Below are 22,201 nucleotides of genomic sequence, written 5' to 3'. Positions count from 1 at the left end.
AAATGAAGCACTCCAATCTGATTTTCTAGAAATAAACTTTTATATTTAGAGCGAACTGATTTTAGTTTTAAAGCCAATTTCGGTGAATTGTGGCTAGATTTAGGCTTTTAAAAACCCTCTCCTCAACTTTTTTAGTTCTTTTAGTTTCGGACGTTTTGTTGTTTGGTAGCTAGTTATATATGCCGATTACGTCCGAGCAAAGAGGGTTTGCGCGAACCCTCTTTACCAACTCTCGCGGCGACCACCAAGTGGTCACTGCGTGACTGCCTTCCGTCTTCGTTCGCTTTTAACGCACCGGCTGTATTTGTTCCTGACAAAACACAGCCTTGCCAAACATCCCTGTTTGCCATGCTAACCTCTCTCAGTTGTCAGTAGGTTGTTGATGTCGCTAAACGATGATAAAAACAATACCGCATTATCTTTATTTAATAACAACAATTATTGCCCCAACTATATAAATAATTATTATTACTTAATTTTATTGATTAAGTTAAATTAAAATAGGAAAGATGATGAAAAACTTAAAAGTGATAGGACTTATATTAATAGCTGGATTAGGTTTGACAGGATGTGAAGAAAAGAATCAAGAGTATTATTTAAAACATATTGATTCTGCTAAAGAGAAATTAGAAGAATGCCGTAATGATTTAAATAAAGCTTTTAGACAAAATGCTGAGAAATTATTCGAAAAAATAAAAAATGATACTGAATGTCAAGCTGCAGAGAATGCTATCAAAGAAGATCGAATCCTACAAGATAAATTAGAACAAGAACGTAAAGCAGCTGAGGAAAAACTAGCTTTAGAAACAGAAATGACAGCAATTAGAAACCAAATAGCGGACAAATCATGGCAAAAGTTAATCAATGAATATCTGAAAGTTGAAGGGTGTAATGTATTATTCTCCGCACCGTCTCCTAAATGTAAAGCTTGGGAAATTGTTTATAATGAGAAAGTTGATGAGGGTAAAAAAGAATTAAAACAACTTTCATTCGAAGCTATTAAAGAGCAAATGATGTCTCTATGTAAATTAGAGCAACGTCGAGGTTCAAATTGTGCCGTTGCTCAATCGGCTTTAGAAGAAAACGCCACTGAAGATCTGGCTAACGCCGATATTAAAACAATTGAATCCCAAAAACCACTTTATTGTGCTGAAGATATCTACTCTTTAAAGGCCTGTAGAAAAAGTTGGGAAAAAGCTTTTGATAGAGAAAACGCAAAACATATAAAATTCTTTACCAATAATGATGATGAATTTATTAAAACATTTAACTCATGTGCTGATAAAATCGCAGACATTGAAGCACAAAATTTAAAATGGAACGAAAAAAATAATTTAGAACGTAAAATAACAGGAACCTATCCTTGCTATCAAGCAAAGGAAGCTTATATTAAAAGAGGAATGGGTTATTCTGTCAATTTTGAAAAGAAAATTGCAAAATAATTAAAATTAGATGCACATTTTAAGATGTAGTGCTTGTCAGTAAAACTCATGATAAGTTAATCTGATTACAAGACCGAGACAACTAACAACTCGGTCTTGTTTATAAGTTGAAAATAAAACTTGCCACACCGAATAGTTAAAATAAAGCTCTCTGATATATAAACAATTTACTGTCTTGATTTCAGTATCATTCCTATTGAGATATGGGTTATTAGATGTATTTTGATAAGATTCAATATTTTCTTTTAAACTATAAGCCATCTATGTCATCATAAAAAACAATAAATCAAAGCTTAAAAATACTTCACCCAAAATTGCAGATAAACGCATTCTGTTTTTTACTGCGTAGCATTAGTCTATTATTTAACAAATGATATTTCATTTTATAATATCATAGCTTTGTTATTTCTTACGCTTCTTGTCAATGTAAATAACATCTATTTTGAGTTAACGGATTTGATCAAGCATTGGTATCAATAATCCATAACATAGTTTAATAAAATGTTATTTTCTACAAGCTATAAACGCAAAATCATTACCTGCGAAATCACCCGGCGTACGAGGAGAAGGCAATAGTCCACCATCATGTAGGTAAATAATGAAGTATTGTGTATCAGAATTAGGATCTTTAGTAAAATAAGTCGTTTCATCCCACTCCCATTTAGAATTTGGATAAGTACGACGATTTATATATCCCCATTCAGGATAAAGTCCTTGATTAATAGCACGAGTAGAAAAATTCCATTTTCCATGACGTTGCCAATTAGGACCAACATTAACTACAGGTGAGTTAGAATAATCTTTGCGAGATGGGAATCCATCAATTCCACCACAAAATCGGTTAAATGCAGTACGCCAATCATAACTACCCACATTTTGAGGTTCTATCCAAACAGAAGTTGGATTAAATTTATAATCAAAATGTTTGTTAGGAGATGATTTTAATGTAGCTCGAATAACAATATCACCATTACCTTCTGGTGGTTTAGCTTTTAAAAGAACATTACCTGTTTGATCAACTGTTGCCACATTACCAGGATTAACTGCTACATTATAAGTATAACTATCTTGAGAATAATTCATTATTAATTGAAATTCTGCACCCGGGAAGCCTGTAGTTGGAAAGGGTTTATCTGAAACAATTGGTCTGGCTCTAAATCCTTTATCAACAATAAAATCTTCATTATAACCTCCTCCACTTTCGGGATCTGGTTTTATTGGGCCTGTATTCCATGGGTACATAGTCCCTTGAGCATCACTACCACGCCATTGATTTAAAGGTAAAACTTTAGTTGAATTTGGTTTCAGATAACATACATCACCTGTAGGTGCAATTTTATATATTTTAGTTATCTCTACTGACTCACTTTCATTTGGGTTACCATATTCAGAATAGGTTTTTACTGAAGTTTTTAATGTCAATGACAAAGGCATTGCATAATTGCTTCCACAACCTATGATATTACCTATATCACTATCAGGAATTTTTTCACCATTATTATCAAACCAATTGTAAACCGTTTGTTCAACGATAAATGGCTTATTATTACGAATATTATCACCATCAGAATCATCATAATTAGATGAATTATCTAAATCATTTTCAGTATAGTTCTTAATAATAAAATCACTAAATTTTGTTAAACCATCAAATTCGTTAATATCCGTATCGTTTAAATTATGAGAGCTTGAACTATAAAAAACACCATTTAAGATAAAACCATGTTTGTTTGAAGCAGCTTCTATATTAACAATTTTTGGTTTACTACCAATAATGGTATTTACGGTATTAGCTAAGATTGCTTGGCTTTTTTGACTAATGGTTAAAAAACATAACATTAACAAAAGTAAACAGTTTAGTTTATTACTAAAATTAACCAAATTTAAATAATTACTTAGGCAGGTTTCAAATTTAAATTTATTATACATCGTGACTACCATGTCAATTAACCTGATGTTTGATATAATTTTTTACTCATAAAAGGATAAATACCAATCTGATTTCGTATTAGGAATCGTCAGCAAGTATAGTGAGAGAAGAAAATCTATGCAATAAATTTTAATATTTAACTATTAACTTTCATTAATATTATTAAATTAAGCATTTAAAATAAAGCTTTGGATTTTTACAAAAACTTGTCTAAACTTTTTGGATAACAAATGATACAAATAAAAAAGGGATTGTATTCAATCCCTTTTAAATCATACTTATTAGCCAGCTCGATAGTTAGGTGGCTCTTTGGTGATAAGAACATCATGAACATGACTTTCTTTCATACCCGCACCAGTTATACGATAAAACTTCGATTTTGTGCGAAGTTCATCGATAGTTCCACAGCCAGTTAATCCCATACATGAACGTAAACCACCCATTTGTTGGTGGATAATTTCTTTTAACAAGCCTTTATATGCGATTCGACCTTCAATACCTTCTGGTACTAACTTATCAGCAGCATTGTCAGATTGGAAATAACGATCAGATGACCCTTTTGCCATTGCCCCTAACGATCCCATACCACGATAAGATTTATAAGCACGACCTTGGAATAATTCAATCTCGCCGGGTGCTTCTTCTGTACCGGCAAACATCGAACCAACCATAACACAAGATGCACCAGCAGCAATTGCTTTAGCGATATCACCTGAAAAACGAATACCTCCATCAGCAATAACAGGAATATTATGTTGTTTAGCTACCTCAACAGCATCCATAATCGCACTAATTTGTGGTACCCCTACCCCAGTAACAATACGTGTAGTACAAATTGAACCTGGTCCAATACCGACTTTGACTGCGCTTACTCCGGCATCAATAAGAGCTTTAGCGCCTTCACCGGTTGCCACATTACCACCAACAATTTGCAAGTTTGGATAAGCTTGTCTTGTTTGGCGAATACGTTCAAGTACACCTTCTGAATGGCCATGTGATGAATCGATAAGTAACACATCAACACCAGCTTCTACCAATGCAGCAATACGTTCTTCATTACCTGCTCCTGCGCCAACAGCAGCGCCCACTCGTAAACGACCTTTTTCATCTTTACAAGCATTTGGTTTTTGCTCGGCTTTATTGTAGTCTTTGACTGTTATCATGCCTTTTAAGTGAAAACGATCATCAACAACTAATACTTTTTCAACACGGTGTTCATGCATTTTTTTCAAAACACTTTCCCGAGATTCTCCTTCTTTAACAGTAACTAAGCGTTCTTTAGGCGTCATTACTGCTGTAACAGATAGTGACAAATCAGTAGCAAATCGAACATCACGAGCAGTAATAATGCCAACTAATTCTTGCGATTCTGTTATAACAGGGAAACCAGCAAAACCATATTCTTTGGCTAGTTCAATCACTTCTTTAATCGTTGCTGTAGGTAATACTGATACGGGATCTTGTACAATTCCGCTTTCATGTTTTTTTACCCGTTTGACATGTTCAGCCTGAACTTCAATTGGCATATTTTTATGAATAAAACCAATACCACCTTCTTGAGCAAGTGCAATAGCAAGTTCGGCTTCGGTAACGGTATCCATTGCCGCAGATAACATTGGAATATTTAATTGGATGGTTTGCGTCAGTTGAGTTGTAATATCAGCAGTATTAGGTAAAACAGTTGAATGGGCTGGAACTAATAAAACATCATCGAACGTGAGGGCTTCTTTAACTATACGAGACATGACAATATTCACCATTGAGTTGAATTGTTGATAAAATATTGCCGATGTATTCTACTCACTTTCAATATAAAAGACCAGTAAAATTTTATATTTATATTTCAGCAGATAAGTATAGCGCAAACTAATCTCTGTTACTTCCCATCGATTTTTTGTGCCATTAAGATGTAATTGACATCAACATTTTTACCTAAGCGAAATTGATTACTAAGCAAATGATACTCCATACCAATTATTCCTTTTACAATCAAATTAGCTTGTTCAACCCAAGTCATTAATTCAGAAGGACGAATAAAACGATTAAAATCATGAGTACCTTTCGGTACTAAGCGTGCAATATATTCCGCACCATAAATCAACATTAATTTTGCTTTATGATTGCGGTTAATAGTCGATAAATAGAGTTGTCCATTAGGCTTAAGCAATTTTGCACAAGCATGAATAATTGAAAACGGATCGGGAACATGTTCTAACATTTCCATACAAGTAATAACATCATAGTGCGCAGGGAATTGTTCAGCATGCTGCTCTACTGTTTGATTCTGGTAGTTTATTTCTAAACTATTTTGCTCGGCATGTAATTTTGCCACTGCTAATGACTCTTCAGCAAGATCAATTGCAGTTACATTAGCCGCGAGTTTTGCAAGACTCTCTGACAAAATCCCACCACCACAGCCAACATCTAATACATGTTTTCCATTTAGATCACCAGACAATTGTTTTATATAATCTACTCGTAATGGATTAATAATATGTAATGGTTTGCATTGGCCGTTGGGATCCCACCATTGCGAAGCAAGTTTAGCAAACTTATCTATTTCGTTCAAATCGATGTTTTGTGTCATAACTATTCTTTTTAGAGAAGTAAATATTCTATGTAATATATGCGATGGGCTGATGATTAGCAATATCAAAGATTTCATGCTCCCTTTTTCTCAATTTTTTGTCATATTGAATTGTTTTAGCTCACTAACGTTTAGAGGTTTAAATAATTTCTGAGGGGATTTTAGTACAAAGGATATTTTGAATAAGGGGTTACACACACTAATTTTTACCATCGACAGCGAAACTAGTTAGTCATTACATGAATAGTTCATTCACGTTAAGTATTTATACATTATCTATTATATGTATTAGAACAATACATAGCCTTGTCAAAAAGGCATATTTGACATGATTTTTAATCTCTTTCGTCAAAATAATGTAACGACTAAAAAATTTAAATCTACCTAGACGGCAGTGAACTAGAACATTATACACAATAAACTTTGTTCAGAAAAAGAATAATAACCAATTATAACTAAAAACTCTTTTTTCACACCTATTTATAATTATTTGATTTTAAATCAATTATAAGCATCGGCAAAAAAGGGTTAATTAACTAGTGATTCTAACTTATCAACTGTACATCACAAACATCAATCTCACTACGAACGAAATTTAATGATAACCCCACATTAATTTGAATTTTATTCAGCGCTGTTGAAAAATTATAGTGAAGATGCGGACTATTTTTTTCTAAAAACATGGCTAACGTATCATTATACAAATCAAATACTCGGTAATAATATTCCTGTATAGTTTCCAAGTAAGTACATTCACGATTCAAATTATCTAAATTAACAGCTCTGAAATCTCTACTATGCACACCACCTAATCATTAAATAGCCTCGTCAAACTTAGATGCAGGCAAATCTTGATAGCGTGGTACTTTGAATTGCTGATAGAGTTTAGAATAGATGGCTTGGTGATGTTCACCTGTGCGGTATGAACGCACATTGACCGCTTGTTTGATCGCTTGTTTTTGTTCGATTGAAATAATATTAGGATACTGGCTTGCTATTTTCGGCATAAAGTGGTTATAGAGAACGTCAAAACACTCTAACTGGTATTGTTATAATTTTTGCCTAATTTCTGGTTTTACTCGATTAGTATCAATGTTAAATAGCCAGCCATTTAACATTGAAATTGGTAAGCATACATATTCTTGTAAACCTTGTTTTGAAGGTGTGGTCATCATGACCATAACTGTTATCAATACTTGATGTTGCTTGATTCTTTTAAGTTATGCAACCCAATCTAGACCTATATTTTCAAATACAGGCTTCATTGCAATATAAGGTTTGTTTTCGTGATTGAGTACGACTAAAGATGGATTGTGAAACTGAATTGTTTCTAATTGTGTGCTAGACATTTCTACATCCTCTTTGATTTTATTATTAACCCTATTTTGAGTAGGACTATCAGGAGCTCAAAACTGCAAAGAGACAGCGGACTTATTTCCCGAGGGTGTTTTATTAGTCGCACTCCCGATCATAAAATCTGGATATAAAAAAGCCGCATTTCTATCGGGCGCGGTTTCCGCTCTTTGAAGGTGTTTTGAGCACCTTTTTAGAATATATATTAAATCATTATATCAAGCCAACAGTAAATTGGTGCCAAGAGGTTCGAAAGCCTATTTTTATAATTGAGTCTAAATTTTACAAACGATTTTCTAAAGGAACGCTTGGATCACTTTCTTCTATTGTTTTTGGTATTTCTATATCAACTTTAGGTAAAGAGCTTAAACCATATTTGACAGTAAGATATTTTTGTTGCAACGCAGCTAATGATTGTTCTTTAGTAGCTATAGTCACTAACTTCATAGATAAAATCAGTCCGCCGCTATATTTTGAAGCTTCATTTTTTTCAATTTCAATTTCTTGCTTCATTGATTGTATTTCGCTTTGTAAATGCTCAGCGAGTTCAGGGTTTGGATTTGTAACCAACGTTTCGACTTTAACCCCTGCACCAGACTCAATGGCATTTATCCTTTGCTCAACTAAATTTTTGTTTGTCTTTAAGACTTCAAGTCTCGCAGCAATTAACGATTTTATTAGTCCGCCACTATATTGCTCATAATTTTCTGTAGTCGCTTTTATATCATCGTTTGTTTGTTTTAACTCCACATTCAATGCTGCCACTTTAGCTTTATCTTCTTCTGATAATTGTTTATTGCATCCGCTTATAAATAAAAGCAATAAAAAAATAAAAATTATATGTTTTAACATTTCACCACCAACTATAATCCGTTTTTAATTTTATTTTCATTCTCAATTTTTTTATTTGCTTGATATTTTTCAAATAGTTCTGATTCATAGGTAATGTTTAAATTACCTTTACCTCTTTCTCTCCCCTCTAATTGTAAAGTTATATGATCTTCAAAGATTGAGGCATAACAACCACATCCATCATACCTTAAGCACTGATAAAATTCATCACTGTCTTTGTAAATCTTTAACCCAGTAATTTCAAAAGAATTTTTAGGTTTGCCAAATTTATTTGTTAATGCTTCTTTATATTTAAAATATTCTTTTTTACCTTTAGTACCATATACATCTGATTTTATTTCTTGATTCATACTAATTTTTATCGCACCTAAATCTTTATGAACTAACACAAAATATTCAGTAAATCCAGGCAATGTCATTGGTGGGGATTTTAAAGAGTAAACTGATATGTTTTTATCATCTGTTGGTGTTTGCAATACGGCGCCAGCTTGAGACTCCAATTCTTCTGCTGTCATGCCCCATTTTAACCCAAGTGGTGCATCTGGATGTTGTGTTTCAGCTAAAACAGATGAGCATATAAAAAACGAAGCTGCAATAAAAATTAATTTCTTCATACCATTCTCCTTAATTTTTGGTAATGGTATGTTGTTTAACGATTAATAGCAATAAAAAAACGTCTTGTTGGCGGTTTGTTAAAATTTTAAATCTACACGGCAGTGAACGGACGATAAAAGTCCTGCTGTTTTTGAGTTTTTTTCTAAACTACCTACACGGCAGTGAACAGAGCCAGATATACTATAAATGTTGTTGGCAAAAAGGCAAAGTCTATTTTTACTAATAAAAACCCTTTTTTGGAGCCATTTTTCAACATATTGATTTTTAAATCATTTTATTTTAAGTAAAAAAAAGGGTTGCAATAGTCTAAATGTAATCGCCAAAAACGTCACTCCTCAACTTTTTATTGCTCGTTTTTTAATCTGACCACTTCAAAACACGATTAAACTTAAGGTTAACGATTTAATTTTTTATTGGTTATCGTCATAAATGATAATGTTTTCTTGTTTATAAATTTATTTCATGGCATGATTTAGCATTTTATTTATCTAATAAAAAAATAGTTAGGCTTTTGCTAAAACTAAAATTATATATTTAATCAAAACTCTAGGGAAAATAGATTCATGAGTACAGGTACTATGAAGAAAAGTCATTCACAGTGGAGCTCTCGCATGGGATTTATGCTTGCAGCTGCCGGTTCTGCTGTGGGTTTAGGTAATATATGGAAATTTCCATATATGGCTGGTGAAATGGGTGGTTCAGCATTTGTTCTGACCTATTTACTATTTATGTTTGTCATTGGCTTGCCAATTTTAGTTTTAGAATGGTTAATCGGCCGTCGCGGACAAAAAAACCCAATCCATACCATGGAAGATGTTGCCGCATCAGAAGGACGCTCAAAATTATGGCGCTGGGTTGGTATTATTGGAGTACTTGGCTCGTTTTTAATTCTTTCTTTTTATAGTGTAATTGGTGGCTGGGCGACTGATTACATCTTTTTAGCTATCAATGGCACCTTCAATGGTGTTGATGGTGCTGCTACTGGGCAAATTTTTAGCGGTTTCCTTAGCGATGTCGGTAGCCTTTTAACTTGGCATACCGTGTTTATGGCTGCGAATACTATTATTGTGGCTATGGGCGTTGGTGGTGGTTTAGAGCGTGCTTGTAAAGTGATGATGCCTGGTTTAGGGCTACTGCTTTTAATTCTAGTTGGTTATGCAGCTATTGTTAGTGGCCCATCATTTGGCGTAGCGTTTAACTTTTTATTCACCCCTAATTGGTCAGCATTGAGTGGTACCGCTATTTTAGCTGCTTTAGGCCATGCGTTTTTCAGCTTATCATTAGGTATGGGGATTATGATGGCTTATGGTTCATATCTTGGTAAAGATGTGAATTTACTATCTACTGCCCGCACCGTGGTTATTTTAGACGTTATTGTGGCCATGCTATCTGGTATGGCAATCTTTCCGTTAGTATTTGCTAATGGTTTAGAAGCTGGAGCGGGTCCAGGTCTTATTTTTGTTACCTTACCAATTGCCTTTGGTAATATGGCTGCTGGCTCAATTTTAGGTTGTTTATTCTTTATCTTCCTAACTTTTGCTGCCTTAACTTCATCAATTTCATTACTTGAACCAACTGTAGAGCTTTTAGAAGAGAAAACGCCTATGGGTCGTAAAACTGCGACAGTGGTTAGTAGTGTATTAATTTGGGCATTAGGTATTGCTTGTATTTTATCCTTTAATGAATGGTCAGATGTCACGTTATTTGGTAAAAATATTTTCGATTTACTCGACTATCTAACGAGTAAGATTATGTTACCTGTGACTGGCTTAGGAACTGTAATCTTCGGTGCTTGGATGATGAACCAAAAAATCATTCGTAAAGAATTGAACTTAGGCAATTTCTGGTTTGGTGTATGGTCAATCTTGACTCGCGTCATCATTCCTGTGGCCGTAGTAGTTATTTTAGTTTGTGGATTCTTACCAGAAACTCGATAACTAACTGGTTAGTAAATTTAAAAGCCTTGATTAATATCAGGGCTTTTTTATTGCCCAAATAACTAAAAAATCAGCAATTAATTAGTTATCTTAATACTCTCTCTTGAAATTGTCTTTTTTATTCCCATATAACGATACAACAATTAATCAAATCATTATGTCAATGTTAATCAATTAATATTAACGAGATAACATCTTATTCATCGCACTAGTAAGATGAACATTTTGTGGTTAATATTAATTGAATTTGCAAATATAGCTGAGGTATTAGTCAATGAGTAAGCAAGGAACTGAAACACGTGGATTTCAATCCGAAGTTAAACAAATTCTTCATTTAATGATTCACTCTTTATATTCTAATAAAGAGATTTTTTTAAGAGAATTAATTTCAAATGCTTCAGATGCAGCTGATAAGCTTCGTTTTAAAGCACTTGAAAATCCTGATTTATACGCTGGTGATGCCGAGCTTGGGGTTCGTATTTCAACCAACAAAGAAGCTGGCACCTTAACCATTGCCGATAATGGTATTGGTATGACTCGTGATGAAGTCATTGAGAATTTAGGAACAATTGCTAAATCAGGCACCAAAGCATTTTTAGAATCAATTGGTAGTGATCAAGCTAAAGATAGCCAACTTATTGGCCAATTTGGTGTCGGTTTTTACTCAGCATTTATTGTTGCTGATAATGTTACCGTGACAACTCGTGCGGCAACAGCCAAAGCAGATGAAGCAGTGATGTGGCAATCTGCTGGTGAAGGTGAATACACCATTTCTGATACTAACAAAGAAACACGTGGTACAGAAATCGTCTTACATTTAAAAGATGATGAAAAAGAGTTTTTAGATGATTGGCGCTTACGTTCAATTATTAGCAAATATTCAGATCACATCTCATTACCAGTTGAAGTACAAACTACTGATGAAGAAAGTAAAGAAGTTAAATGGGAAAAAGTTAATAAGGCGCAAGCACTTTGGACGCGTAGCAAATCAGAAGTAACTGATGAAGAATATAAAGAGTTCTATAAACATATTTCACACGATTTTGCCGATCCGCTAAGCTGGAGCCACAACCGTGTCGAAGGTAAACAAGAATATACTAGCTTGCTCTATATTCCATCTAAAGCGCCATGGGATATGTGGAATCGTGACAATAAACACGGTTTAAAATTGTATGTGCAACGTGTTTTTATTATGGATGATGCAGAACAATTTATGCCAAACTACTTACGCTTTGTAAAAGGTTTAATTGATTCTAATGATTTACCATTAAATGTTTCGCGCGAAATCCTGCAAGATAACAAAGTAACCCAGAATTTACGCAATGCATGTACTAAACGTGTTTTACAAATGCTTGATAAACTTGCTAAAGATGACAAAGAACAATATCAACAATTCTGGAGTGAATTTGGTCTCGTTTTAAAAGAAGGGACTGGTGAAGATTTTAGCAATCGTGAGTCTATTGCTAAGTTATTACGCTTTACTACCACTAACAGTGATAGCGAAGTACAGAGCGTATCATTAGATGATTACATCAGCCGTATGCAAGAAGGTCAAGAGAAGATCTACTTTATTACTGCCGATAGTTATGGCGCAGCCAAAAATAGTCCTCACCTTGAATTATTCCGTAAAAAAGGTATTGAGGTATTATTACTTTCTGATCGTATTGACGAATGGATGATGAGCAATTTAACTGAATTTGCTGGTAAACAATTCCAATCTATCAGTAAATCTGACGAATCAATCGAAAAGTTAGCCGATCAAAATAGCGATGAACAAAAACAAGTTGAAAAAGAACTTGAGCCATTTATTGAACGAGTGAAAAAAGTTTTAGCAGACAAAGTTAAAGAGGTTAAATTAACCCATCGTTTAACTGATACACCGGCAATTGTAACAACAGCTGCTGACGAAATGTCTACCCAAATGGCTAAATTATTTGCTGCAGCAGGACAAAAAGCACCAGAGATTAAATACACATTTGAGATTAATCCTGATCATCAATTAGTTAAACGCATCGCTAATACTCAAGACGAAACAACATTTAGTGATTGGGTTGAGTTATTGTTAGATCAAGCACTTCTTGCTGAAAAAGGATCATTGAGTGATCCGAGTAAATTTATTCAAACCATGAATAAATTACTTGCTCAATAATTAATTAACTATTTTGAATATTCAACCCGACAAGGCTTGCCTGTCGGGTTTATTGCTATTTTTTACCGCAAAAAATCAACAATTTTTAAGCCAAATTTTGATACTTATCACACTTTTTCATTTTATCACTTTCTATTTTTGTTAAGCTAGACATAATAACTTAACCTTTAATTTAGACTGTAACAGATGAAAGTTCATAAAATATTAAATAATAATGTTGTCGTAACGTTAGATGCAAAGGGAAATGAATTAATTGTTACTGGACGTGGGGTAGGATTCAAAAAAAAGGAAGGAGATGAAATTGACCCCAAACTTATTGAAAAGCAGTTTTCATTGAATAATCAAGAAATACTGCCAAAGTTTGCTGAGTTGCTTTCGGAAATACCTATCGAAATTCATACAACTTCAGATATTATAATCAATTATGCAAAAAAACAGTTAGGTGGCAAATTACAAGATAGTATCTATATTTCATTAACCGATCATATCTATTTTGCTATTGAAAGACATAAGCAGGGATTTGATATTCCGAATAACTTCATTTGGGAAATAAAAAAATTCTATCCAAATGAATATCAAATTGGTTTGCATGCTTTATCGGTGATTAAACAGCGCTTAGGTGTAGAACTGCACGAAGACGAAGCTGGTTTTATTACCTTCCATATAATCAATGCACAACTAAATGATACCATGCCGAATATCGTTAATATGACGAAGATCATGCGTGAAATTTTGAATATTGTTAAATACCATTTTAAATTTGAATATGATGAAAATAGCCTTTCCTATCAACGATTCGTCACGCACTTAAAGTTTTTTGCGCATCGTATCTTAAGTCAAGGCAAACAAGCTCAACAAGACACATCATTGTATGAAATTATTCGGCAAAAATATGAACAAGCCTATTTGTGTACTAAACAGATAGACTTACATTTAATCCAACAATATCAGCATCCATTATCCGATGATGAAAGTTTGTATTTGACTATTCATATTGAACGACTAAGAGCCGAGCTAAAAAATAATAGTGTGATCGAAATCACAAAATAATTAACTATTAGCAACAATATTATTAAATTTATGTTAATTTAATTAACACTGAAATTTTGGATTGTTATTGCATCAACTATTTTTTGATGCAAGCAAAACCTAAACTCCCAATGGAATGGGAGTTTAGGTTTTTTTTTGCGCTTAAATAAGGATAAGCTATGAAAAACAAACAACTTGCCGAAGTAATTATTGAGCATGTAGGTGGTAAAGATAATATTATCAGTCTAGTGCATTGTGCAACTAGACTTAGATTTGCGTTGAAAGATGAATCAAAAGCAAATGCTGAATTTTTAAAAAAACAAGCCGGTATCATTACAGTTGTACAAAGTGGTGGACAGTTCCAAGTCGTAATCGGTAACAGTGTTGCAGATGTATTTAATGTCATCATGCAATTAACCAATCTCAATGAAAAACCAACCAACGATGCGCCACCGGCTACCCCTAAAGGTATTGTATCAAAACTGATTGATTTAGTTTCTAGTATCTTTATCCCTGCACTAGTCGTACTTGTTGCTGGTGGTATTTTTAAAGGAATAGTAGCAATATTGCAAGTCATGGAACTTGTTCAAGCTGACTCACCAACCCTTAACTTCTTAAATGCGATTGCTGACGCCCCATTCTATTATTTACCAATCATTCTAGGATTTTCAGCGGTTAAAAAATTCGGTGGTAATCCTTATGTAGGTATGGCATTAGGTGGTGCATTGGTTCATCCTAGTGTGGTTGGCATGTTAGGTAATAGGTTTGAATTACAGACAGAATTTTTTAGCATTCCTATTAAATTAATCCCTTATCCTTCATCGGTTTTCCCAATAATCTTAGCTGCATGGTTCTATTCATTATTAGAACGCAACCTAAACAAAATCATGCATGACTCATTCAAAAAGTTTATTGCTCCGTTATTTGGTTTGATAATTACCGTACCACTAACCTTTGCTGTTATTGGTCCAGTTGTGTCATTCTTAAGTGATACAGTTGCTAGTGGTATCATCTATGTTTATCAACTTAACTCTGTCATTGCTTCTATGATTTTAGCTGCTCTTTGGCAAGTGATGGTGGTGTTTGGTATCCATTGGGGATTAGTACCATTTGCGATGAATAATATCTCGGTTTATCAAGAAGATTTTATGATTCCAATCTTATTCCCTGCGGTATTCGCTCAAGTTGGCGCAGTATTAGCGGTTATGTTACGCAGCAAAGATCCACAAGTTAAAACATTAGCAAGTTCATCGGTATTATCTGGAATTTTTGGGGTAACCGAACCAGCCATTTATGGCATTAACTTACCATTAAAACGTCCATTTATTATCGGCTGTATTTCGGCAATGATTGGTGGAGGTATTGTTGGTTATTATCATTCGGTCATCTATTCATTCAGCTTTATTAGTATCTTCTCATTTTTACAATTAATTCCACCTACAGGCATTAATGAAAAATTTTATGCGGTAGTATTTGGTTCACTTATTTCATTTGCAGTAGCCACATTAGTCACTTATCTATTTGGTATTCCAAAAGATAAAAAACAAAATAATGAAAATGAAATAGAAAATTCTGATTCAAACAACAATAAAACTGATAGTGATGAACTAGTAAAAACAATCACTATTGCCAGCCCATTAACTGGTCAACTTATTGACTTAAAGGAAGTTAATGATGTTACTTTTGCGAGCGGTTTAATGGGTAAAGGTGCTGCAATTATTCCAACTATTGGCGAAGCTGTCGCACCAGAAGATGGTGAAGTAGTGTCACTATTTAGAACGAAACATGCTATCGGTTTCCAAACTAAATTAGGTGCAGAAATACTTATCCACATTGGTATTGATACAGTGAAGTTAGATGGCCAACATTTTGAAGCTCATGTAGAAAGTGGTCAAAAAGTGAAAAAAGGTGATCGACTAGTAAGCTTTGATATTGAAGCAATAAAACAAGCCGGTTTTGAAGTAACTACACCAATCATAATCACTAACAGTGATGACTATATCGATGTGCAGTGCATATTTAATCAAGATAATATTCAACATGGTGACGCACTATTAGCGTTAAGTGCAAACAAGGAGTAAAACATGGCTAATACTTTTCCTAATGATTTTTTATGGGGCGGCGCAATTGCCGCTAACCAAGTCGAAGGTGCTTATAATGAAGATGGTAAAGGTCTTTCAACATCAGACTGTACTCCTAATGGTCTATTTGGCGATATAGTTGATCGTAATAATGTCCAAATTAACAGTATCAAAGATCGGGCTATCGACTTTTATCATCGCTATCCAGAAGATGTAGCCCTGTTTGCGGAAATGGGATTTACTTGTTTAAGAACATCTATCGCATGGACACGTATTTTTCCTAATGGTGATGAAGAACAACCAAATGAAAAAGGTTTAGCATTTTACGATAAACTGTTTGATGAAATGTTAAAACACAACATTACGCCTTTAGTCACCTTATCACACTACGAAATGCCCTATTACCTCGTTACTCAATATGGTGGTTGGGGAAACCGTAAAGTGATTGAGTTTTTTACTCGCTATGCCAAAACTGTATTTGAACGCTATAAAGATAAAGTGAAATATTGGTTAACATTTAATGAAATTAATATGTCACTACATGAACCATTCACCGGTGTCGGTTTAGCTAGAAATAGCAGTAAAGCAGAAATCTATCAAGCTATCCACCACCAATTAGTAGCCAGTGGACGGGCTGTTAAACTTTGTCATCAAATTATACCTGATGCAAAAATTGGTAATATGTTACTTGGCGCTATCGCTTACCCTCTTAGTCCAAAACCAGAAGATGTTTGGGCAACGCATTTAGAAAATCATGGTTGGTTGTTCTTTGGTGATGTGCAAGCACGTGGCTATTACCCAACGTATATGAATCGTTATTTTAAAGAAAACAATATTGAATTAACGATTACCGATCAAGACCGTGAAGATTTAAAAGAAACTATCGATTTTATCTCGTTTAGTTATTACATGAGTTGTTGTGGAACAGCTGACGACTCACTTCGTCAAAAAGGTAACATTCTTGATATGGTACCTAATCCACATCTCAAAGCGTCTGAATGGGGCTGGCAGATCGACCCAATCGGTATCCGTTACTTATTAAACTTGCTTTATGAGCGTTTCCAAAAACCACTATTTATTGTTGAAAATGGTTTAGGCGCTAAAGACAAACTCGAAGCTGATGGCACCATTAATGACGACTATCGTATTAATTATATGAACGATCATTTAGTGCAAATTCGTGAAGCGATTAATGATGGTGTTGAAGTGATGGGATATACCAGTTGGGGACCAATTGACCTAATTAGTGCATCTAAAGCAGAAGTGACCAAACGATATGGTTTTATCTATGTGGATTTAAATCAAGACGGTTCTGGTACCCTACAACGTTATAAGAAGAAAAGCTTTTATTGGTATCAATCAGTCATTTCATCGAAAGGTGCTAATTTAAAATAATGATGATTCCGGTAGGTCTTCATTTTCCCTACCGGTAATTTCACTCATCATAATAATGGCTATGCCATATGAGGCTAAAGATGAAAAATAAAAAAATTAAAGCAGTATTCGTTACTAGTGCACTGTTATTAACAACGCTAGCTACTGGTTGTAGCAATCAAGCAAATAATGCAACAAACAATAATAGTGATGATGCCATTAATATTTATTTTGCTCGACACGGTAAAACTTTATTTAATACCTATGATCTTGTACAAGGTTGGGCTGATTCACCATTGACTGACAAAGGTATTGAAGTTGCACGTTATTTAGGTGAAGGTTTTAAAAAGCAACACATTCAATTTGATGCTTATTACACCAGTGATGCTGGACGTCAACGTGAAACAATGCAAGTTTTGTTACAACAAAAAGGTGTTAAAGATTACCAGATCCAAGAATTAAAAGGTTTACGAGAAGTCTTTTATGGCGGATTTGAAGGTGGAAGCAATGCTAAAATGGTATCTGCATCCATGAAATCTCTTGGTTTTAAATCTGTTGATAGCTTTTATAAAAGTTATGTGCAAGGACAAATTCCCGTGGCAACTCTAACTGATGCCATCGCTAAAAGTGATCCTAAACAGCAAGCGGAGAACTTTGACCAGGTTAAAGAGCGAACCCAAAATGCGCTGTATAGCATTGTAAAAACAGCCCAAGATAAACATCAAAAAAATATTTTGGCTATTTCATCTGGTATGTCAATGCAAGCTATGATTTCTGATTTAACCGATAACCCAAATAAAAACAAACCATTGTCAAATGCTACCGTGGTTAAAATTGTGTATCAAAATGGTAAATATAGTGTAGTTGAAATTGGCAATATGGAGTATGTCAATCAAGGTAAATTATCACTAAATAAATAAACGACTGGAGGCAAACAAATAACTATAATCCGAATAAAATTAGATAATTAGTAATTAAATTAGCAAAATAGGATTGTTACTGCCTAGGCAGGCAAAACCTAAATATCAGCTCAACCGATAGGTTTTTGGGCGGTATTTAGGTTTTTTTTTGGAAAAATAAAGATAGGATATAACAATGAAAATAAAGTACCTTTCGCTTGCGCTACTTAATATTATGTGTTTTTCAGCTATTGCGGCTGAATCAAATTCGCTGAATACTGATAACAGTTTTTTCAAAGATAGCAAATTTGAATTTTCCACACGTAATCATTGGAAGTATTTAAAAGAAAATGCATCGCAACCCAAAGAAGTTCATAGTGCGTGGGGACAAGCATTAACATTTAACTATAAATCAGGTTATTGGTTAGATATCTTGGGATTCGATGTTACTTATGACAATGTCATCAAACTTGGAGCCAGTGATTACTTTGCTACTCGTAACTTACTTTATAACGATGGCAAAAAAGCGGATAAACACAATGCTCATGGTTTTAACAAATTTACGCAACGTTATGCTAAAGTCAAACTTGGTAATAAAGAGATTAATTTTAATGGTAAAGCAGGTTGGCATAGTTTAAAAGACATGGGGGTAATTAGTTCATCGCAACATTTAACCCGTAACAGTTATCTCGGGTATAGTGGAACACTTAAATACTCTAATTTAGCGTTATCGCTAGCTTATATAGATAGTACTTTACCTCGTGAATCGGCTAAAAAAGTGCATTTTTATAGTTTAGATAGAAAACACGTAATTGATAATATCAAAACTGCTGAAATCGCCTATAAAGATGAAGTAATTAAACTTGATTACTCTTATGGTGTTGCCAAAGATTATATCAATCGTCATGCAATTGAGTTTTCATATAAACCAATAGAAAAACTGACCTTTGGTTCACAAATCTATGGCAGTACCGCACTTAAAAATCATGACAAAATGAAAGCCAATGTGCGTGATTTTGATGATTCAGCGTGGCATTATGCAGCCGATGTTGAATGGAAAGAAGCAGACTGGAGTGCCAAATTCGGTATCGCTTATACCGATGCCAATCGAAAAGGCGCTATCGGTTATTATGGTCGTCACATAGGTAAAAATAACCGTGGCCGTTATAATGGTATGGCAGCTGCAGGTGCGGACTATATGCGTGATGGCGAAGTTGTATTATCCAGCGTATTAGGTTATGACTTCTTTAAAGATAATACCACTGGTTTATATCTAAACTATGGTGAATTTAACTATAAACATGAAACCCTAAAAAATGGTGAAATTAACGTGTTTAACATCTGGAAACCAACCAGTGGAACATTTAAAAATCTATCTATTTTGTCAAAATTTGGTTATGGTTGGTCTTATAAAACCATGAGTAGCAAAGACATTACCCCTAAATTGAGAGACGGCCATGCACAACGTTCACCAACATTATCAGCTGAAACCGTTATTGATTATCGATTTAACTTGTTATAAAAGGACGAAACTATGAAAAAACTTATTAAACTTATTGGATTAACGGCAATTCTTACTGCATCAATAGCACAAACTGTTGCTGCTGATGTGAATATCTATTTTACTCGTCATGGTAAAACTATGTTTAATAACGTGCATCGTGCACAAGGATGGTCAGACACGCCTCTTACTAAACCAGGCATTGAAGTTGCCGAGCAACTTGGCCGAGGTTTAAAAGATGTTGATTTTATTTCGGTATATTCAAGTGACTCTGGTCGTGCCAGACAAACAGCAAGAATCGTACTTGAATCTAAAGGTGAAACTAAATTAAGCATTAATGAAATGGAAGGTCTGCGTGAAACTTGCTTTGGTGATTTTGAAGGTGATCTTGATCCAAACATGTGGAACCCAGCTGCACAGCATCTAGGTTATGAATCAGACAAAGCCCTAATGGCTGATTTAGCTAAAGGTAAAGTTACCCTTAAAAAAATGATGGATGCGATCAAAGCTGTTGAGAAATCAGGTCAAGCTGAAGACTACAATGCCGTTAAAACTCGTATGCAAGCCTCATTAAAGGCTATTGCTAAATCTGCTCAAGAACAAGGTGGTGGTAATGTATTGGTGGTCTCTCACGGTATGGCTATTATGGCAATGGTTGAAGAGATGTTAGATAAACCTATCACGAGTGGACTTGGTAACGCTAGCGTAACTAAAATCCGTTATACCGATGATGGTAAATTTATCGTTGAATCCTTAGGTGATATGAGCTATGTAGAAAAAGGCAAAGCTAGCAAATAATCTTTATAAAAAGACTCACTTACGTGAGTCTTTTTTTATTATTGTTGAATCATATTCTATTCACTCGACCATGCTTAATCACTTTGTTTGCGGTATTAATACATAAAAATAATAAGCTAGTTTATTCGAATTCATTATTCACGACTGTCTTACAATATCTTATTAATCAATATATTAATAAAAAAGTTTTAATAAATTTTTTATTTTAAATTATTCATTGCAGATAATATAAAAAAAGAAAAAATTTTTATAACTACTGAATTGAACAATCTAGAATAAACAACTATTTTTACTACTTAAATTACATTAACTGGTTATAATAAAATATCGCTTAATCGGTAATATCAGGATTTTTCATGTTTTATATTTGTCATTATTCGTCACCAATGGGATTGATAACTTTAGCTAGCCAGAACAATAAATTAGTTGGCGCCTGGATTGAAGGGCAAAAATATTTTGGTCAAATTGTTAATGCGACCAAACAAGAAAAATCTAATTTGACAATATTTAATCAAACTAAAAAATGGTTAGATGACTATTTTCTTGAAAAAAAACCATCTATAAAGCAATTATCACTTGCTCCTCAGGGTAGCGCATTTAGGCATATGGTATGGGATATATTAACCCAAATTCCTTACGGCGAAGTCATTACCTATGGTTATATCGCAAAACAAGTGGCATTGAAATGTAATAAGCCGCATATGTCCAGTCAAGCCATTGGAGGAGCGGTTGGTCACAATCCTTTATCAATTATTATTCCTTGCCATCGGGTTATTGGAGCCAATGGTAACTTAACTGGTTATGCTGGTGGAATTGACAAAAAAATTTGGCTTTTGCAACATGAACAAGTTGATATACAAAATTTTTTCATCCCTAAAAAAGGCACAGCGATTTAACAAAAGTTTACTTGTTAACTTTTTATTGCATTAAAAAAGCGTTTTTCGTAATTTTTTTAAAGATTTTAATGTTCACTTTTTGAGCAAAAAATTACGCCAGTCGCTAAGCGCGACTGGATGCAATTTTTTGGGACAGTTTTTCGATAAAGCTTAAGTCAATTGATAACGGATATTTCCCTTTTTTCCAATCTTTCAAATAATTATATTCTCTTTCGCTTAGCATTAGATGCCAAGCATCCTGTGAATGCTTGCCGGCTAATGCTAATCGGGCTTTATCCTTTCTATTTGAGAGGTGGCTTGAATTAGGTTCTGTAATATTAGGGAGCGCTGACATCATTCTTAATTGCTCTATTGCAGTAAATTGCAATTTCTGCCATTCAATAACTTGTGTTAAATCAATCTGCCAATTTCCTCTTAATTGATAACCATAAGATTGAACAATAAGTTGGTCTGAGAAAAGTCCAATTAACTTTGGTATTGATATTCCAGCTTTTAATACTTTTTTATTATTCAATTTTTTATATTGTTGACAATAAACTTTCAAATCTAAATTTAATTTCGTAGCGGCTAAATAGAGTGATACTCCATAAACTTGTGCAAACATCCGTTCTCGAAAAAAATAGATACAATCAGACTGCTGACTTAATTTAAGTTTTTCTTCTATATTCATTAAATATAATTCATTTTAAATTAAAAATCCTAACCGTATCAATTTTGAAATTAACACAATTAGGTTTACAAAAAAGTACTTTATGTTT

General features: G+C 33.9%; 17 protein-coding genes and 1 pseudogene. 10 read left to right on the top strand and 8 right to left on the bottom strand.

Features of this window, described 5'->3' with window-relative positions; translation table 11 throughout:
• Window positions 1–509 precede the first annotated feature (509 nt).
• Window positions 510–1,442 (top strand): EexN family lipoprotein, encoded by a 933-nt coding sequence (locus AC5LWZ_RS05710; RefSeq protein ID WP_493464140.1) that lies wholly within the window; start codon window positions 510–512, stop codon window positions 1,440–1,442.
• A gap of 504 nt (window positions 1,443–1,946) precedes the next feature.
• Here the strand turns inward: AC5LWZ_RS05710 and AC5LWZ_RS05705 are convergent.
• The 7 genes and pseudogenes from AC5LWZ_RS05705 to AC5LWZ_RS05675 form a co-directional block, all read right to left on the bottom strand.
• Window positions 1,947–3,371, bottom strand: coding sequence for a hypothetical protein (locus AC5LWZ_RS05705; RefSeq protein ID WP_493464139.1), 1,425 nt, complete (start codon window positions 3,369–3,371; stop codon window positions 1,947–1,949).
• Window positions 3,372–3,653: 282 nt separating this feature from the next.
• The gene (gene guaB / locus AC5LWZ_RS05700) at window positions 3,654–5,117 is read right to left on the bottom strand and encodes an IMP dehydrogenase (protein WP_294893092.1); all 1,464 of its coding nucleotides are present in this window, start codon (window positions 5,115–5,117) and stop codon (window positions 3,654–3,656) included.
• 131 nt (window positions 5,118–5,248) lie between these two features.
• Window positions 5,249–5,959, bottom strand: a complete 711-nt coding sequence (gene ubiG, locus AC5LWZ_RS05695) for a bifunctional 2-polyprenyl-6-hydroxyphenol methylase/3-demethylubiquinol 3-O-methyltransferase UbiG (RefSeq protein ID WP_493464138.1) — start codon at window positions 5,957–5,959, stop codon at window positions 5,249–5,251.
• Window positions 5,960–6,774: 815 nt separating this feature from the next.
• Window positions 6,775–6,966, bottom strand: a complete 192-nt coding sequence (locus AC5LWZ_RS05690) for a hypothetical protein (protein ID WP_493464137.1) — start codon at window positions 6,964–6,966, stop codon at window positions 6,775–6,777.
• A gap of 42 nt (window positions 6,967–7,008) precedes the next feature.
• A pseudogene (locus tag AC5LWZ_RS05685) lies at window positions 7,009–7,308 on the bottom strand (phage antirepressor N-terminal domain-containing protein).
• A gap of 286 nt (window positions 7,309–7,594) precedes the next feature.
• Window positions 7,595–8,164: a hypothetical protein gene (locus AC5LWZ_RS05680; protein WP_493457211.1), complete on the bottom strand. Its 570-nt coding sequence runs from the start codon at window positions 8,162–8,164 to the stop codon at window positions 7,595–7,597.
• An 11-nt stretch (window positions 8,165–8,175) separates the two neighbouring features.
• Window positions 8,176–8,778: a hypothetical protein gene (locus AC5LWZ_RS05675; RefSeq protein WP_493457210.1), complete on the bottom strand. Its 603-nt coding sequence runs from the start codon at window positions 8,776–8,778 to the stop codon at window positions 8,176–8,178.
• 564 nt (window positions 8,779–9,342) lie between these two features.
• Between AC5LWZ_RS05675 and AC5LWZ_RS05670 the strand changes: the two genes are divergently transcribed.
• The 9 genes from AC5LWZ_RS05670 to AC5LWZ_RS05630 all read left to right on the top strand — a co-directional run bounded on the left by AC5LWZ_RS05670 (window position 9,343) and on the right by AC5LWZ_RS05630 (window position 21,443).
• A complete protein-coding gene (locus AC5LWZ_RS05670) occupies window positions 9,343–10,716 on the top strand; it encodes a sodium-dependent transporter (protein WP_198199572.1) in 1,374 nt (457 codons plus the stop codon).
• 274 nt (window positions 10,717–10,990) lie between these two features.
• The gene (htpG, locus tag AC5LWZ_RS05665; protein ID WP_065578237.1) at window positions 10,991–12,865 is read left to right on the top strand and encodes a molecular chaperone HtpG; all 1,875 of its coding nucleotides are present in this window, start codon (window positions 10,991–10,993) and stop codon (window positions 12,863–12,865) included.
• A gap of 186 nt (window positions 12,866–13,051) precedes the next feature.
• Complete coding sequence (gene licT, locus AC5LWZ_RS05660) at window positions 13,052–13,915, top strand: BglG family transcription antiterminator LicT (RefSeq protein ID WP_198199568.1); 864 nt, start codon at window positions 13,052–13,054, stop codon at window positions 13,913–13,915.
• Between the two features lie 158 nt (window positions 13,916–14,073).
• Window positions 14,074–15,975, top strand: a complete 1,902-nt coding sequence (locus tag AC5LWZ_RS05655) for a beta-glucoside-specific PTS transporter subunit IIABC (protein ID WP_493464136.1) — start codon at window positions 14,074–14,076, stop codon at window positions 15,973–15,975.
• A 3-nt stretch (window positions 15,976–15,978) separates the two neighbouring features.
• Window positions 15,979–17,370 (top strand): glycoside hydrolase family 1 protein, encoded by a 1,392-nt coding sequence (locus AC5LWZ_RS05650; protein WP_198247037.1) that lies wholly within the window; start codon window positions 15,979–15,981, stop codon window positions 17,368–17,370.
• A gap of 80 nt (window positions 17,371–17,450) precedes the next feature.
• On the top strand, window positions 17,451–18,269 hold the full coding sequence (locus tag AC5LWZ_RS05645; RefSeq protein WP_294884719.1) for a histidine phosphatase family protein: 819 nt from the start codon (window positions 17,451–17,453) through the stop codon (window positions 18,267–18,269).
• A gap of 175 nt (window positions 18,270–18,444) precedes the next feature.
• Window positions 18,445–19,770, top strand: coding sequence for an OprD family outer membrane porin (locus AC5LWZ_RS05640; RefSeq protein WP_110448139.1), 1,326 nt, complete (start codon window positions 18,445–18,447; stop codon window positions 19,768–19,770).
• A 12-nt stretch (window positions 19,771–19,782) separates the two neighbouring features.
• Complete coding sequence (locus AC5LWZ_RS05635) at window positions 19,783–20,547, top strand: histidine phosphatase family protein (RefSeq protein ID WP_110448140.1); 765 nt, start codon at window positions 19,783–19,785, stop codon at window positions 20,545–20,547.
• A 356-nt stretch (window positions 20,548–20,903) separates the two neighbouring features.
• Window positions 20,904–21,443 (top strand): methylated-DNA--[protein]-cysteine S-methyltransferase, encoded by a 540-nt coding sequence (locus tag AC5LWZ_RS05630; RefSeq protein WP_294911337.1) that lies wholly within the window; start codon window positions 20,904–20,906, stop codon window positions 21,441–21,443.
• 103 nt (window positions 21,444–21,546) lie between these two features.
• On the opposite strand, the gene AC5LWZ_RS05625 is transcribed toward AC5LWZ_RS05630, so the two are convergent.
• Window positions 21,547–22,113 carry a hypothetical protein gene (locus AC5LWZ_RS05625; RefSeq protein WP_198247035.1) on the bottom strand — a complete coding sequence of 189 codons (567 nt, stop codon included), beginning with the start codon at window positions 22,111–22,113 and terminating at the stop codon, window positions 21,547–21,549.
• Window positions 22,114–22,201: the final 88 nt, after the last annotated feature.

This window comes from Gilliamella sp. LMG 34362, assembly GCF_984569125.1.
Note: the sequence above shows the minus strand (reverse complement) of the source record. Positions and strands in the feature narration are given on the sequence as shown.